Genomic DNA, 13,176 nt, shown 5'->3' on the forward strand with positions numbered 1-13,176 from the left:
GGGACAGGTTCAGCCCAGGTGACGCGCGTCCTCGGGGAAGTGGTCCGGGACGAGGTCGAGCTGGAGGCCGTGCTCCAGCCAGGCCTTGGCGCCCGCCAGCACCATGTTGAAGCCGCCGGTGCTGTCCAGCGCGCTCGCCACCACGGCCTTGTCGTCCCCGTGGAAGCCAGACTCGACGACGCGCACATAGGTGCGCTCCGGCGACAGCGCGGTGAAGGTCCACTCCACGAACGTCACCGCCGGCGGGTCGTTCCACTGGATGCGCAGGCGCGCGCCGGGCTCGAAGTCGAGCACCTTCACGGTCGCCGACACGCCGTAGCAGTCCCAGAACCACTGCGCCGTGCCACCGGGACGCAGCGGCTCACTCCCTCGGCTGAACCAGAACTTCGTGGTGATGGCCGGATCCACGAACGCCGCGAAGACCTCCGCCGCGGGACGGCGAATCATCATCGTGGCCTTCGCGACCGGTGCCGCCTTCGAATCCTGCGTCGAGGTCATTGCCGTTCACTCCCCTCGCGCCGGGACCTCCGCCCCGCGCACGCGACATTCATCCAGTTGGTTTAACTTCCGCCACCCAGCGTCGCCTGTCAACCAAACGGTATAATATCGTCGCCGTCGCGCCAGGTGGGCGAAAGCCCGACCCCCTGTCATGCGCCGTGGCCACCCAGGCCCGGGGACGCCACGTGCCACCGCCCCACACGAAGCGTGACACCCCGTCCGCGTGTCTGTCTTTCAGCGGGTGACGCGAAAGGCGGGCGGGTCGATGCGCGTGGCGCGGCACTCCGGACAGGCTCCGGGCCGCGTGAAGCGCCTGCGCTCCTTGAAGGTGAAGCCACACGCCAGACAGGTGGCGGGCAGCAGCTCCAGACGAGAGCCCTGCGCCTTGAGCGACTTCTCCAGGTGCTCCAGGTGCCCCGCCACGTCCTTTTCGGAGATGCCCACCAACGCGGAGAGGTCCTTGGCCGTCAGGCCGCCTTCCGGGGCCGAGGCCAGCGCCGCCTCCAGCGCGCCGCGCACGGTGCTGCCGCGCGCCGGAGGGACGGGAGCGCTCACGCGCCCTTCGCTCCCGGGTCCGTCGCCAGCTCACCCCCCAGGTGCATGCCCGTCTGGCACCGGTAGTCCGTCACCAGCGACGCGAGAATCGTCGTCACGCCCACCACCACATGGATGGCGGCGACCAGCGGGCGTCGCTTCGCATACCCCAGCACGAAGGGCGCGAGGATGGCCGCGGCGCCAAAGGCATGGTCCGCGATTTCATGCGCCTCAATGGGAATGAGCTTCGTCAGGCTCAAGCGGTAGTCGGTCAACGCGGACACACCCAGGATGGTGGCGCCCAGGGCCACGCCAGCGGACTTTGCCACGGGGTCCCCGGACAACACACCCGCCGCGAGGGTGGCCGCGCCGCCCTTGTAGTCCATGAGGGAGTGCAGGTCCTGGGGCACCCACCGGCGCAATGGCAACCGTCCCAGGAGCGGCCGGGACAGGATGCCCGCGGCGGCGCCCCGGTCCATGGCGCGGCGGAGGCCCCGCCGTACGCGCCCCTCGGGGGCCGGTGGTGGGACGAGTCGGGGGGTGGACGAACTCCAGGTCTGCGGCTCAGCCATGTGGCGCTCCTTCCGGGCATCCCGTCGTGAAGTCGCCACTACGGTAGCCACGCGGACCCTGACGCATGGCGATACGCCCCTCGCCTGCCCGGGCACCGGGGGTAGGAACCCTGTCCACCTGCAAGTTCTTGCCTGCCAGGCAGCCAGGGGGGCTTCCACTCGGCGGCCCGCCCCGGGCAGACTAGAGGCCGCAGCAAGGCCCTTCAGATTCTGAGAGGGCGATATCCGCGGCAACCCAGCCGCTTTGGAACGAGAGAACGCGATTCATGGCAACCGGTACCGTCAAGTGGTTCAACGATGCGAAGGGCTTCGGTTTCATCGTGCAGGACGGCGGCGGTGAGGACGTGTTCGTCCATCACAGCGCCATCAACATGGATGGCTTCCGCACCCTGCAGGAAGGCCAGAAGGTGGAGTTCGAAGTAGGCCGCGGCCCCAAGGGCCTGCAGGCGCAGAACGTTCGCGCGGCCTGAACGGCGGTCCGGCGAAGCCAGGAAAGCCCGGTCTCGCGCGCTGGCGGGTCCGGGCTTTCTCATTTTCCATGCGATTGCCACGTTTTCCCAGAGTCATCGGTTTTGATGACGGTCCCTTCGCACGCCGGCCGGGCGCGGCGGTTCCGCTGGCGGGTGTCGTCTGCGCGGGCACGCGCTTCGAAGGACTCGTCTGGGGACGCGTGCGCCGGGACGGCTGGAATGCCACGGAAGCGGTGTGCCGGTTGCTGGAGGGCGGCAAGTTCCTGCCGCAGCTTCACCTGGTGTTGTTGGATGGCATTGCCTTTGGCGGCTTCAATGTCGTGGACCTGCCCGCCCTGGCCGCGCGGCTGAAACGCCCCTGCGCGGCGGTGATGCGGCGGCCACCGGACCTGGACGCCGTGGAGCGCGCGCTGCGGCGCCTGCCCCGGGCGGACGCGCGCTGGGCCAGGCTGAAGCGCGCGGGCCCCATCCACCAACTGGGAGGCTTCACCTTCCAGGTCCAAGGCGCCGAGCCCGCATGGGTGGCGGAGGCGCTGAACCTGGTGACGGACCGCGGCAACGTCCCCGAGGCGCTCCGGCTGGCGCATCTGATTGGCTCGGCCGTCGTCACCGGCGAAAGCAGCCAGCGCGCTTGACGCCGCCCGCCCCGCCGGGTTTCACGCCGCAGCGCAGCTTTGCACCCGCAACACATGCGGATGCCCACGCGAGCGAAACTTCCATCGCCGCCAGATAAAACAGACAAACATGCACACCCTTCCATCCATGACCCTGCCCTCCAGGGCTACGTGGAACGGCGTCTGTTTTCATGTTAATCTTTGCCTCGCGAGGAGGGCGCACGCATGTTCGAAGTCATCAATGACAAGAATCGCCGTACCGTCACCGTGCGGTTGAGTGGGTTCGTCAGGCCGAACGAGATGCGGGACTTCGCCAGTCGGTACCGTCACGAGACAGACTCCTACGGAGGGGGACGCCATCTGGTGCTCGCGGACATGCGGGGACTCAGGACGCTGGAGCCCGAGTCGGCCGTCCTCTTCGGTGAGGTGGTGGCCTATGGCCGGCAGATGGGCTGCGTGATGTGCGCGCACGTCTCGGACTCCACCATCGCCCGGCTCCAGACGGCGCGCGTGGCCTCCGCGGCGGCGGCGGACAACGACATCACCTTGGACTGCGTGTCATTGGAGGAAGCGCATGCCCAGCTCGCCAAGGCGCGCTCGCGCTACTTCCTGGGCACCCCGCAGGAGAGCGCGACCGAGCACGCGGCGCGCTGAGCACGCGGGGCCCGTCAGGCCTCGCGTCCGTTGCGCCACGTGAGCCGGTAGGTGACGCCTTCTTCGGTGAAGGCGCGCACCGCCACCTCCGCATGGGTTGCGCCCACGGCCCGAAGTCCGGCCCGCAGCGCGCCCTGGGTGAAGTAGCGGATGGCGCCGGCCTCGTTCATCCACAGGTCCACTTCGCTGGGTGACACGTCATCCAGCCGCGTCTCCGTGTAGTTGTTGCCGGAGCGGAACATCTGCCGCGCCCGGCTCACGCACCTGCGGGGGCCCAGCAACTGAATCACCCCGAAGGCGGCGCGGCCCAGCACCGTCTCGCGGTAGCCGTCCACCATGCGCTCGCCGAGCAGCGCGTAGCCCACTTCGTCCGTGACGTCGGCGTGCAGCTCGCGCGCGGCCACCCGGACCGCCGAGCACCACGTGTCGAAGCTGTAGGCCGGCTGAAGCTTGCGCTCCAGGTCCACGCCCACCTCCCGCAGCCGCTCGCGGAGCACGGGGGTCACCCGCGCGCCCAGGCCTCGCACGAAGAGGCCCTCCAAGGTGTGCTCGAAGACGAGCTTCTCCGGCATGTTCAGCAGTGTACCCTGCCTCCGCTAGGATGTGCCGCGAGGGGGTAGGAATTCCATGGGTCTGCAACGAGAGCTCGCCATCCTGGCCATGAAAGCCACGCCGCTGCCGGGGAAGAAGAACTTCCTGGAGGAGGCCGGCATCGCCACGCCGGTGCCCGCCCTTCGCGGTTCCATTGGGGCGGTGGCGCACGAGCCCTTCCTGGCGTTCGACACCAAGCGGCTGATGGACCTGCTGGTGGCCTTCACCATCGGTGACTTCCGGGGCCGCGCGGGGTGCTCGGATTACTTCAACCCGCACAGCCCCTGGTACAACGTCTTCTACGGCGCCTACGGCATCCGCTCCTACAAGCGGGACGGCAGCCCGTGGGGCTTCACGCGCGACGGCCGGCCGGACCTGGACGAGATGCTGGAGATTCCCCGGCTGGACTACAACTTCCTCACGGCCGGGGAGCTGGGCTGTCCCGCGTCGAAGATGTGCTTCGAGGTGCTGGACGTGCGGCAGGGCCGCGAGGGTCCGTGGCACGTGGCGGACGTGGGCTGCATCATCCCCAGCGGCCTGCACCGGGTGGAGGACGCGGACGCGCCGGACCTCACGTACTACGCGGTGTTCGGCGTCCCGGAGGAGGATTACCTCCTGGGCCGTGAGAGCTACGAGCCGGTCCGCATGCGCGGGCGCATGTACTTCCGCCCCGTCGCGGAGCGCACCACGCTCGTCTGGGGCGGGCTGTGTCCGGACACGCCGGACGGCCAGCGGCTGATGGCGACCATCGTGGACGCGATGACGCCGCTGTACGCCGGCGGCTGAGCGCCCGGGGACGGACCCGCACCGTCCCCGGGAACCGCCGGCTCAGGCGGCCTGGCCGCGCTTCGGCTCCGCGTCGGGCAGCGGCACGGCGGGGGTGCCTTCGGACGGGGGACGGCGGCGCTTGAAGCCCAGGCGCTCCATGCCCGCGAACACCACCGGCACCACCAGCAGCGTGAGGAAGGTGGAGGTGATGACGCCACCAATCACGGCGATGGCCATGGGCGCGCGGAACTCCGAGCCCGTGCCCGTCCCCACCGCCGTGGGCACCATGGCGATGGCCATGGCCGCGCTCGTCATCAGGATGGGCCGCAGCCGCCGCGGGCCCGCCTTCAAGAGCGCCTCGTCCACCGAGTCACCCTCGCGCAGGTTCTGCAGCGCGCCGTCGATGAGCAGAATCGCGTTCTTCGTCACCAGGCCCATCAACAGGATGACGCCAATCATGGCGCCCATGGACAGGTGGTAGCCCGTCACCACCAGGCCCAGCAGCGCGCCCACCAGGGCCAGCGGCAGCGACGCCATGATGGTGAGCGGGTGCTTGTAGGACTCGAACTGGCTGGCGAGCACCATGTAGATGAAGACGAAGGCCAGGCCGAACGCCGCGCCAAAGGCGTCGTTCTGCTCGTCCATGTTCTTCATCATGCCGTCATAGACGAGCGCGTAGCCCGGCGGCAGCGGCTGGGCGGCCACCCGCTCCTTCAGCTCCCGGGCGATGTCACCCAGCGCCGCGCCGCGGCCCAACTGCGAGTACACGGCAATCTGCCGCTCGCGGTTCTCATGCTCGATGAGGCTGGGGCCATTCTTGCGCGCCACCGTGGCCACGTCCGTCAGCGGGCGCAGGCCGTTGGGCGTGAACACCTCCAGTTGGCGCACGCGCTCCGGCGTGGCGCGGTCCTGCTCCGACAGGCGCACGCGGATGTCCGTCTCGGTGGTGCCCTCGCGCAGCTTCGCCACCACGTCACCGCCAATGGCCAGCCGGAGCTGGGTGGCCAGCGCGGCCGCGCTCAGGTCCACGTCGCTGGCGCGGGCCCGGTCGATGAGCACCTGCATCTCCGGCTTGGGCGGGTTGGACTCCACGCGCACGTCCGCGGTGCCCTGCAGATCCCTCAGGATGCCGGCCACGCGCTCCGCCTCCGCGTTGACGCGGTCCAGGTCCGGCCCGGTGATGCGGACCATGATGGGGTAGTAGTCGCCCATGCCCTCCAGCACGGGCGGGTCGCTCAGGTTCACCCGCGTGGCAATCAGGCCCGGCTCCAGCAGCGCGCGCGCCTCCTCCTTCAGCACGGGGATGCCCTTGACGCGGGCGTCCTTGCCCAGCGTGAGCACGCGCAGGCGGGACTTGTTCACATCGCCGTCCTTGCCGACGATGGCGTAGATGTTCGTCACCTCCGGAATCTGGCGGAGGAGCTTCTCCGCGTCCGCGGTGCGGGCCTCCGTCTCCTGGAGGCTGGCCGAGTCCGGCAGCGTCAGGTCCACGAAGAACTGCGAGCGGTCCTCGGCGGGCATGAACTCCACGCCCAGGTTGCTGGCGCCGCCGAAGGACACCACCAGCAGCAGCACGGTGAGGCCCATCGTCGTCCACTTGTGCGACAGCACCCAGCGGAGGATGGACTCGTAGACGCGCTCGGTGCCGTCCAGGAAGCGGCGCAGCGCCGCGGCCACCGCGTTCTCCTTGCGGACCTCCCCCGGCGCGCGCTGCTTCGCCAGCCGCGCCGACATCATGGGGTCCAGGGTGAAGGAGATGAACAGCGAGATGAGCACCGCCACGGAGATGGTGATGCCGAACTGGCGGAAGAACTGGCCGACGATGCCGGGCATGAAGGCCACCGGCACGAACACCGCCACCAGGGACAGCGTGGTGGCGAGCACCGCCAGACCCACGTCCTTCGTGCCGTTGGACGCGGCGCTCACCGGGTCCTCGCCCTTCTCCAGCCGGTGCGTGATGGCCTCGCGCACCACCACCGCGTCGTCGATGAGCAGACCGATGGCCAGCGACAGGCCCAGCAGCGTCATCTGGTTGAGCGTGTAGTCCAGCACGTACATCACGAAGAACGTGCCAATGACGGAGGTGGGCAGCGCCAGCGAGGAGATGAAGGTGCCGCGCACGTCCAGCAGGAACACGAGGATGATGAGCACCGCCATGGCGCCGCCGAAGATGAGCGCCACCCAGACCTCGTGCGCGTTCTCCCGGATGAGGTCCGACTGGTCGATGAGGAGCGTGGCCTGGAAGCCCTGCCCCACCGCCGGCGCCATCTCCGCCATCACCCGCTGCACCGCCTCGCTCACGGACACGGTGTTGGAGCCCGGCTGCTTGACGACCTCCAGGATGATGGCGTCCTGGCCGTTGAGGCGCGCCAGAGTGCGCCGCTCGGCCACGCCGTCGGTGACGCTGGCGATTTCCCCCAGGCGCACCTGCGCGCCCGTCGCGCTGCGCGCCACCGGCAGGTTGCGAATCTCGTCCACGTTCTGGAACTGGCCCAGCGAGCGCACCGTCATCTCGGACGCGCCAAGCTGGAGCCGGCCCGCGGGCAGGTCCAGGTTCTCCTGCGCCACGCGCTGCGCGATTCCCAGCGGCGACACGCCCGCGGCGCGCGCCTTGTCCAGCTCGATGTCGATTTGCACCTCGCGGGTGTCACCGCCGGTGACGCGCACCTCGGCGGCGCCCTCCAACTGCGAGAGCGCGGGCTTGATGCGGTCGTCGATGAGCCGGCGCAGCTCCTGCGAGGGCAGGTCCGCGGACACGGCGTAGGTGAGGATGGGCATCGCGCTCAGGTCCAGGCGGCCCACCACGGGCGCGTCCGCGTCCTGGGGCAGCTTGCTGGCGATGCCGGCCACCTTGTCGCGCACGTCCTGCACGGCCCTGTCCAACGGCGCGCTCAGCTTGAACTGCACGATGACGAGGCCCACGTTCTCCCGGCTGAAGGAGTGGATCTTGTCCACGCCGCTGATGCCGGCGATGGCGTCCTCGATGGGCTTGACGACCTGGGTTTCGATTTCACCCGGGCCGGCGCCCTTGTAGACGGTGTTGATGACCACCACCGGGAAGGACACGTCCGGGTAGAGGTCCGTGCCCAGCCGGCCCAGGCCCATGAGGCCCAGCACGACGAGGCACAGCGACAGCATGGCGGTGAAGACCGGCCGGCGGATGGAGACGTCGCTGAGAAGCATTGGAAGGGCTCCCCTACTTCACGGAGACGCGGGTCCCCTGCGACAGGGCCGGCGTGGGGTGGTCGACGACGGCATCCAGCGGCGAGGCGGCCAACACCACCACCTCCCCCAGTTCGCGCCGCTCCAGCACCTGCACGTCCACGCGGCGCACCTCGCCGGAGTTCACCACCCAGACGTGGTCTCCGTTGAGGGCCGACAGCGCGGTGCTCGGCAGCACCTGGGCATCCTGCGCCTCGCCCAACGAGAGGACGGCGCGCGCCAGGGTGTGCGCCACGAAGCGGCCATCCGCGTTGGGCACGGACAGCTCCACCGGGACGCGGCGCGTGGCCGGGTCCGCGGACGGAAGGATGGTGCGCACCTCCGCCTCGTCCGTGGAGACGCGCGCGCCCACCGACTCCACGCGCACGCGGGAGCCCGGCGTCAGCCGCGAGCGCAGGGCCTCCGACACCGTCGTCCGCAAGAGCAGCGTGTCCAGACGCTCCAGCTTGAACAGCGGCGTGCCCGGCGCCACCGTGGCGCCCACCTGGTCGGGCGCGTCGGTGAGGGTGCCGTCGAAGGGCGCGCGCAGGTCATGCCGGCGCCGGGCCGCCCGCGCCTGCGCGAGCTGCGCCTTGGCGGCCATCCACTGCGCCTGGGCCTGCGCGGCGTTGGCGCTGGAGGTGCGGTTCTGCAGGTCGCTCACGCCGCCCTGCTGCTGGAGCTTGTCGTTGCGAGCGGCCACGTCGGCGGCCATGGTGGAGGCGGCCTCGGCGGCGACCACCGCGGCCTCGGCCTGGGCCACCTGCGCGTCGGCGATCTCCGGGTCGAGCTGCGCGAGCACGTCCCCCTTCTTCACCACCTGCCCCCGGACCACCTTCACCGTCGCCAGCCGACCGCCCACCTCGAAGCCCACCATCAACCCCTGCGCGGGGAACAGCGTGCCCGTGACGGGCTCGCTCGGCGCGGCCTGCACGGTGCGCGCGGCGACGACCTTCACCGCGGGCGGGGCCACGGACGCCGGCTTCGCGGGCGGCGACGCGGAGGCATCCGCCTTCTGGCAGGCGCTCAGCGACAGCGCGGCGGTGGCGAAGCCTGCGGCGGCAATCACGCGGACAGCGGACGGCTTCCAGGTGGGTTTCACGGGCGTTTCCTCGGGGTGTGGCGAGTCTTCGCGACGGCACGGGTCCGGCGCGGGGCGGGCTTCGGAAGGGTGCGCGGCTTGCGCGCGGGCGGGGACGGCGGCGGGGTGGCGGAGACCAGGTGCGCTGGCAACGTGCCGCCCTGGCACAGCCGCTGGAGCGTGTGCGCCCAGGCCGTCAGGTCCGGCTTCTCCTCGAGCCGCGCCATCTGCGTGGAGAGCAGCAGGAAGGAGCCCACGATGATGGAGCCGAAAATCCGGGGGTCCATCAACGGGTCCACCACCCCCGCCTCCTGGAGCCGCCGGAAGTCGCGGGCGATGCGCTCCACCTGCACGTCCGTCACCCGCCACAGCAGGGATTCGAACTCCGTGCCCTGGCTGCCATTGGTGAGCACCAGGGACACGTCGCGGAACTGCCAGACCCACTCCAGCGCCTCCAGGTCATGCGAGGCCTCCAGTTCGAGGAAGCGCCGGTAGCGCTCGCTGTTCTCGAGCCGGTCCTCCGCGCCAGGCACGCCCTGCGTCTGGAAGAAGCGCTCGAAGGTGGCCATGCGCCGCGCGTTCAGCGAGTCCAGGCCGGACTGGAAGTCCCCCACCACCTCCCCGAACAGCGCCTCCTTGGAGGGGAAGTGCAGGTAGAAGGCGCCCTTGGACAGCCCACACGCGGCGGTGATGTCCTCGATGCGCGCCCCCTTCAGCCCCCGGCGCACGAACTCCGCGCGGGCCGCGGACACCAAGGCACTGCGAGCGTGAGGGTCCGCGGGACGTGGCATGAATGCCCGATAACTAACCCGCCGGTCAGTTACGAAGCAAGGTTTCTGAACGCCGGGTCAGTAACCCCGGGGCCTCAGACGGGGCGGCGGCTCATGTGCGGGCGAGCGAGGTGCACAGCGGGCACGCGGCGGGCGCGTGCGGGGCATCCCGGCGATGCAGGTCCAGCACCGCGCGGGAGATGTCCGCGAGCTCGCGGCGCACCTCGCGGCGGGCGCCCTTCACCCGGGCGATGCGCATGTCGTCGTAGCGCGTGGTCTGATGTCGCATCCAGGCGATGACGGCCGCCTCGGCGCGGCGCTCCAGGGGGATGCGCTCCGTGCGCGCCACGGTGCCGCTGCCCACGGGCGTGGCGTGCGTGGCGACGAGCACGGCCATCCGCTTCGCGTGAGGCAGCCACGCCGGAGAGAAGGCGAGGAAGCGCAGCACGGCGTTGGCGAAGTCGACCTCGTAGGCCTCCTGCTCCCGGGCGCGGCGCTCGCGGCCCGCGGCCAGCTTCTTCTCGTAGGCGGGCGTGGCGCGCTCGGCCTCCAGGGCGGCCTTGGCGTGGACGATGTGGGCCTCGGGCGCCCACACCCCCCGGGAGAACAGTTTGCGCCCCACCTTCTCCGCCACCGTCCACGAGGGGCCCGCGGCCTTCACCCGGCGGGTGAGCCCGGCGTCGCCCGGCGGCAACAGGGCCCAGCCGTCCGGCACGGTGAGGACGCGGCCGTCGGGCGCGCGTACGCGGCGAGGGTCCGAGGTCGGCGCGAAGGTCAGGGATTCAGGCATGGCGAGGTCCGATGTCGGGGGGCGGCCACATAGCGCAGCCAACGTCAGTCAGGGAAGCACGGGGGCGTCCAACCCTGGTAAATGGCGGCCTCGCGCCAGGTGTTCCAGGGTGCGGGAGGTTCTCTACGCGTGGGAAGTGCCGGCATGTCCCTCCTCAAGCTCACCTTCCTCGGTACCTCCGCCGCGCAGCCCACGCTGCACCGGAACCTGTCCGGACTCGCGGTGAAGGCGCACGCCGACTTGCTGCTATTCGACTGTGGCGAGGGCAGCCAGCGACAGATGGTGCGCTATGGCACCGGCTTCACCGTGGACGCCGTGTTCTTCACGCACTTCCACGCGGACCACTACCTGGGAATCATCGGCTTCCTCCGCACGCTGGGAATGACGGGCCGCTCCGAGCCCATGCGCCTGTACGGCCCGCCCTCCGCGAAGCGGGTGCTCCAGCAGGCCGTCTACCTGGGCGTGGAGTCCATGTCCTTCCCCGTGGAGATTCACGAACTGAAGGACGGCGACGTGGTGCGGCGCAACGGCTACACCATCCACGCCATCGCCGCGGACCACCGCATCAACGCGCTGGCCTACGCGCTGGTGGAGGACGAGCGCCCCGGCCGCTTCAACCTGGAGGTGGCGCGCTCCCTGGGCGTGCCGGAGGGCCCGTCGTTCGGGAAGCTCCAGCGCGGTGAGGCGGTGACGCTGGAGGACGGGCGCACGGTGAAGCCCGAGGACGTGCTGGGCGCGGCGCGGCCCGGTCGCCGGCTGGTCATCTCCGGTGACACGCGCCCCTGCCCCGCGGTGGTGAAGGCCTCCAGGGACGCGGACCTGCTGGTCCACGAGTCCACCTTCTCCGACGACGAACAGGAGCGGGCCAAGGAGACGCACCACTCCACGGCGAGGGAAGCGGCGCGCGTGGCGAGGGAAGCGGGAGCGCGGCGACTGGTGCTCACGCACCTGTCCAGCCGGCATGACACCGACCCCTCGAAGCTGCTCGCGCAGGCGCGCGAGGAGTACGAGGGGCCGGTGGAGGTGGCCTTCGACGGGCTCACCGTCGAGCTGCCCCTGCGGGACTGAGGCTTACTGAATCTTCTCGGACTCGGCGCGCAGGGCGGAGGCGGACTCGGCGTCGACGCGCTGGACCAGCTCCCACTCCAGCTCCTCGTCGCGGGTGATGTTGCCGCCGTCGGCGCGCACCGCGGGCTCGGAGATGTCCTTCGCGCGGCCGGACGTGTTGGAGGCGCCCGCGGACTCGGTGACGAGCTGACGGGTGAGCTCCACCGAGCACTGGCCCGGGCCCTTCTCGATGCCACGCACCAGGTAGCGCACCTGGGTGGTGCCCAGCGAGGACGGCGCGCCCTGCATCAACCACTCGGTGGTGGCCTCGAAGCCGCTCTGGCCCGCCTTGAAGGAGTAGCCCTTCTCCTTCAGCAGCGCGAGCGCCTGCGGGTACACCTCCGCCACGGGCTTGCGGTAGACGTGATTGCGGGCCTTCTCCAGCAGGAAGGCTTCGCGGCGGCGGCCGGCGCAACCAGTGGTGGTGAGGGACAGCGCGGCGACCACGAGGAGCGCGGCGGCGCCGCGCGACAGCATCGACAGGTTCATGTTTCTCAAGACTCCATGGGAGTGTGAGGCGGCCAACCATCCCTCAACCGGCTTCCCGCAGCAAAGTCTCCCCGGGGGTGCTTGCCTGACGCAACCATCCCACCCGCTCCGCCCGTACGGGTGGGACTGCGTCCGGCGGCATACATCCGGCCTCGCCCGGACCCAGCGCATGCGGGGAGGGATGCACATGGTGGATCTCCACCATGATTCCCATCAGCGACGACAACCCCACCCTGCGCACGCCCGTCGTGACGTACGCGTTGCTCGGCATCATCGGCTTCGTCTGGGTCTTCATCCAGGGCGCCGGTTTCGACGCCTTCCGGCTGGCGGCCAGCGTCTGCAACCTGGGCATGGTGCCGGGCGAGCTGACGGGCAGGGCCCCGCTGGGGCTGCCGGTGCCCTTGGGAGATGGGCTCGCGTGCGTGGTGGACAACGAGCCCATCAACCTCCTCACCCCGCTCACGTCCATGTTCCTGCACGGCGGCTGGGGACACCTGCTGGGCAACTGCCTCTTCTTCTGGGTCTTCGGCAACAACGTCGAGGACAGCATGGGCCGCCTGCGCTTCGTGGTGTTCTACCTGCTGTGCGGCCTGGCCGCGGCGGCGGCCCACCTCGTGGTGGACCCGGGCTCGCCCGTGCCCACGGTGGGCGCGTCGGGCGCCATCTCCGGCGTCATGGGGGCCTATCTGCTGCTCTACCCCCGGGTGCGGGTGAACATGCTGTTCATCATCGTCATCTTCATCCGCGTCTTCCCCGTGCCGGCCTGGGCGGTGCTGCTGTGGTGGTTCGGCGTGCAGCTCGTCAGCGGCCTGCCCCAGCTCAACACCGTGAGCGCGGAGGCGACGGGCGGCGTCGCCTTCTGGGCCCACATCGGCGGCTTCGTGGCGGGCATGGCGCTCATCAAGCTGTTCCAGAACCCGCGCTACACGAAACAGCGCACGTCGATGCGCCACCGGCTCCACCCCAACCATCCCTGACGGCGTCGGCCGCGCTCCCGGAACACGGCGCTGCTTTCGCATCCCTGAATTGCCAGACAT

The 13,176-nt window shown here is 70.3% G+C and carries 15 protein-coding genes; 6 read left to right on the top strand and 9 right to left on the bottom strand.

Going from position 1 to position 13,176, the window contains the following annotated elements:
- Nucleotides 1–9: 9 nt before the first annotated feature.
- The 3 genes from A176_RS30670 to A176_RS30680 all read right to left on the bottom strand — a co-directional run bounded on the left by A176_RS30670 (nt 10) and on the right by A176_RS30680 (nt 1,511).
- A complete protein-coding gene (locus tag A176_RS30670) occupies nt 10–498 on the bottom strand; it encodes an SRPBCC family protein (protein ID WP_002635977.1) in 489 nt (162 codons plus the stop codon).
- Nucleotides 499–732: 234 nt separating this feature from the next.
- Entirely contained in the window at nt 733–1,053 is a 321-nt protein-coding gene (locus A176_RS30675; protein ID WP_002635978.1) for a transcriptional regulator, read from the bottom strand.
- Nucleotides 1,050–1,511: an SPW repeat domain-containing protein gene (locus A176_RS30680; protein ID WP_002635979.1), complete on the bottom strand. Its 462-nt coding sequence runs from the start codon at nt 1,509–1,511 to the stop codon at nt 1,050–1,052. Before A176_RS30680 ends, A176_RS30675 begins: the two co-directional genes overlap by 4 nt.
- Before the next feature lie 359 nt (nt 1,512–1,870).
- Between A176_RS30680 and A176_RS30685 the strand changes: the two genes are divergently transcribed.
- The 3 genes from A176_RS30685 to A176_RS30695 all read left to right on the top strand — a co-directional run bounded on the left by A176_RS30685 (nt 1,871) and on the right by A176_RS30695 (nt 3,342).
- Nucleotides 1,871–2,074: a cold-shock protein gene (locus A176_RS30685; protein WP_002635980.1), complete on the top strand. Its 204-nt coding sequence runs from the start codon at nt 1,871–1,873 to the stop codon at nt 2,072–2,074.
- A 68-nt stretch (nt 2,075–2,142) separates the two neighbouring features.
- Entirely contained in the window at nt 2,143–2,709 is a 567-nt protein-coding gene (locus A176_RS30690) for an endonuclease dU (RefSeq protein ID WP_002635981.1), read from the top strand.
- Nucleotides 2,710–2,913: 204 nt separating this feature from the next.
- On the top strand, nt 2,914–3,342 hold the full coding sequence (locus A176_RS30695) for a hypothetical protein (protein ID WP_002635982.1): 429 nt from the start codon (nt 2,914–2,916) through the stop codon (nt 3,340–3,342).
- A gap of 14 nt (nt 3,343–3,356) precedes the next feature.
- Here the strand turns inward: A176_RS30695 and A176_RS30700 are convergent, their stop codons facing one another.
- Nucleotides 3,357–3,914 (bottom strand): DUF2378 family protein, encoded by a 558-nt coding sequence (locus A176_RS30700; protein WP_002635983.1) that lies wholly within the window; start codon nt 3,912–3,914, stop codon nt 3,357–3,359.
- Between the two features lie 55 nt (nt 3,915–3,969).
- Between A176_RS30700 and A176_RS30705 the strand changes: the two genes are divergently transcribed.
- A complete protein-coding gene (locus A176_RS30705; protein ID WP_002635984.1) occupies nt 3,970–4,719 on the top strand; it encodes a hypothetical protein in 750 nt (249 codons plus the stop codon).
- 42 nt (nt 4,720–4,761) lie between these two features.
- On the opposite strand, the gene A176_RS30710 is transcribed toward A176_RS30705, so the two are convergent.
- The 4 genes from A176_RS30710 to A176_RS30725 form a co-directional block, all read right to left on the bottom strand.
- Nucleotides 4,762–7,884, bottom strand: coding sequence for an efflux RND transporter permease subunit (locus A176_RS30710; protein WP_002635985.1), 3,123 nt, complete (start codon nt 7,882–7,884; stop codon nt 4,762–4,764).
- Between the two features lie 13 nt (nt 7,885–7,897).
- A complete protein-coding gene (locus A176_RS30715) occupies nt 7,898–9,004 on the bottom strand; it encodes an efflux RND transporter periplasmic adaptor subunit (protein WP_002635986.1) in 1,107 nt (368 codons plus the stop codon).
- The gene (locus A176_RS30720) at nt 9,001–9,735 is read right to left on the bottom strand and encodes a TetR/AcrR family transcriptional regulator (RefSeq protein ID WP_002635987.1); all 735 of its coding nucleotides are present in this window, start codon (nt 9,733–9,735) and stop codon (nt 9,001–9,003) included. Before A176_RS30720 ends, A176_RS30715 begins: the two co-directional genes overlap by 4 nt.
- Nucleotides 9,736–9,865: 130 nt before the next feature.
- Nucleotides 9,866–10,543, bottom strand: a complete 678-nt coding sequence (locus A176_RS30725; RefSeq protein WP_002635988.1) for a DUF2293 domain-containing protein — start codon at nt 10,541–10,543, stop codon at nt 9,866–9,868.
- 144 nt (nt 10,544–10,687) lie between these two features.
- Between A176_RS30725 and rnz the strand changes: the two genes are divergently transcribed.
- The gene (gene rnz / locus A176_RS30730; RefSeq protein ID WP_002635989.1) at nt 10,688–11,611 is read left to right on the top strand and encodes a ribonuclease Z; all 924 of its coding nucleotides are present in this window, start codon (nt 10,688–10,690) and stop codon (nt 11,609–11,611) included.
- A 3-nt stretch (nt 11,612–11,614) separates the two neighbouring features.
- On the opposite strand, the gene A176_RS30735 is transcribed toward rnz, so the two are convergent.
- Nucleotides 11,615–12,139: a hypothetical protein gene (locus A176_RS30735; RefSeq protein WP_002635990.1), complete on the bottom strand. Its 525-nt coding sequence runs from the start codon at nt 12,137–12,139 to the stop codon at nt 11,615–11,617.
- A 203-nt stretch (nt 12,140–12,342) separates the two neighbouring features.
- Between A176_RS30735 and A176_RS30740 the strand changes: the two genes are divergently transcribed.
- Nucleotides 12,343–13,116 (top strand): rhomboid family intramembrane serine protease, encoded by a 774-nt coding sequence (locus A176_RS30740; RefSeq protein ID WP_002635992.1) that lies wholly within the window; start codon nt 12,343–12,345, stop codon nt 13,114–13,116.
- The last annotated feature ends 60 nt before the right edge of the window (nt 13,117–13,176 follow it).

It is taken from the genome of Myxococcus hansupus (assembly GCF_000280925.3).
GTDB classification, from domain to species: Bacteria; Myxococcota; Myxococcia; order Myxococcales; family Myxococcaceae; genus Myxococcus; species Myxococcus hansupus.

Excerpts from the sequence above, each read along its gene's own strand:
- A176_RS30710 (WP_002635985.1), bottom strand. The coding sequence starts at position 7,884 with ATGCTTCTCAGCGACGTCTCCATCCGCCGGCCGGTCTTCACCGCCATG.
- A176_RS30680 (WP_002635979.1), bottom strand. The coding sequence starts at position 1,511 with ATGGACCGGGGCGCCGCCGCGGGCATCCTGTCCCGGCCGCTCCTGGGA.
- A176_RS30735 (WP_002635990.1), bottom strand. The coding sequence starts at position 12,139 with ATGAACCTGTCGATGCTGTCGCGCGGCGCCGCCGCGCTCCTCGTGGTC.
- A176_RS30725 (WP_002635988.1), bottom strand. The coding sequence starts at position 10,543 with ATGCCTGAATCCCTGACCTTCGCGCCGACCTCGGACCCTCGCCGCGTA.
- A176_RS30690 (WP_002635981.1), top strand. The coding sequence starts at position 2,143 with ATGCGATTGCCACGTTTTCCCAGAGTCATCGGTTTTGATGACGGTCCC.
- A176_RS30705 (WP_002635984.1), top strand. The coding sequence starts at position 3,970 with ATGGGTCTGCAACGAGAGCTCGCCATCCTGGCCATGAAAGCCACGCCG.
- A176_RS30740 (WP_002635992.1), top strand. The coding sequence starts at position 12,343 with ATGATTCCCATCAGCGACGACAACCCCACCCTGCGCACGCCCGTCGTG.
- rnz (WP_002635989.1), top strand. The coding sequence starts at position 10,688 with ATGTCCCTCCTCAAGCTCACCTTCCTCGGTACCTCCGCCGCGCAGCCC.
- A176_RS30700 (WP_002635983.1), bottom strand. The coding sequence starts at position 3,914 with ATGCCGGAGAAGCTCGTCTTCGAGCACACCTTGGAGGGCCTCTTCGTG.
- A176_RS30685 (WP_002635980.1), top strand. The coding sequence starts at position 1,871 with ATGGCAACCGGTACCGTCAAGTGGTTCAACGATGCGAAGGGCTTCGGT.
- A176_RS30670 (WP_002635977.1), bottom strand. The coding sequence starts at position 498 with ATGACCTCGACGCAGGATTCGAAGGCGGCACCGGTCGCGAAGGCCACG.
- A176_RS30695 (WP_002635982.1), top strand. The coding sequence starts at position 2,914 with ATGTTCGAAGTCATCAATGACAAGAATCGCCGTACCGTCACCGTGCGG.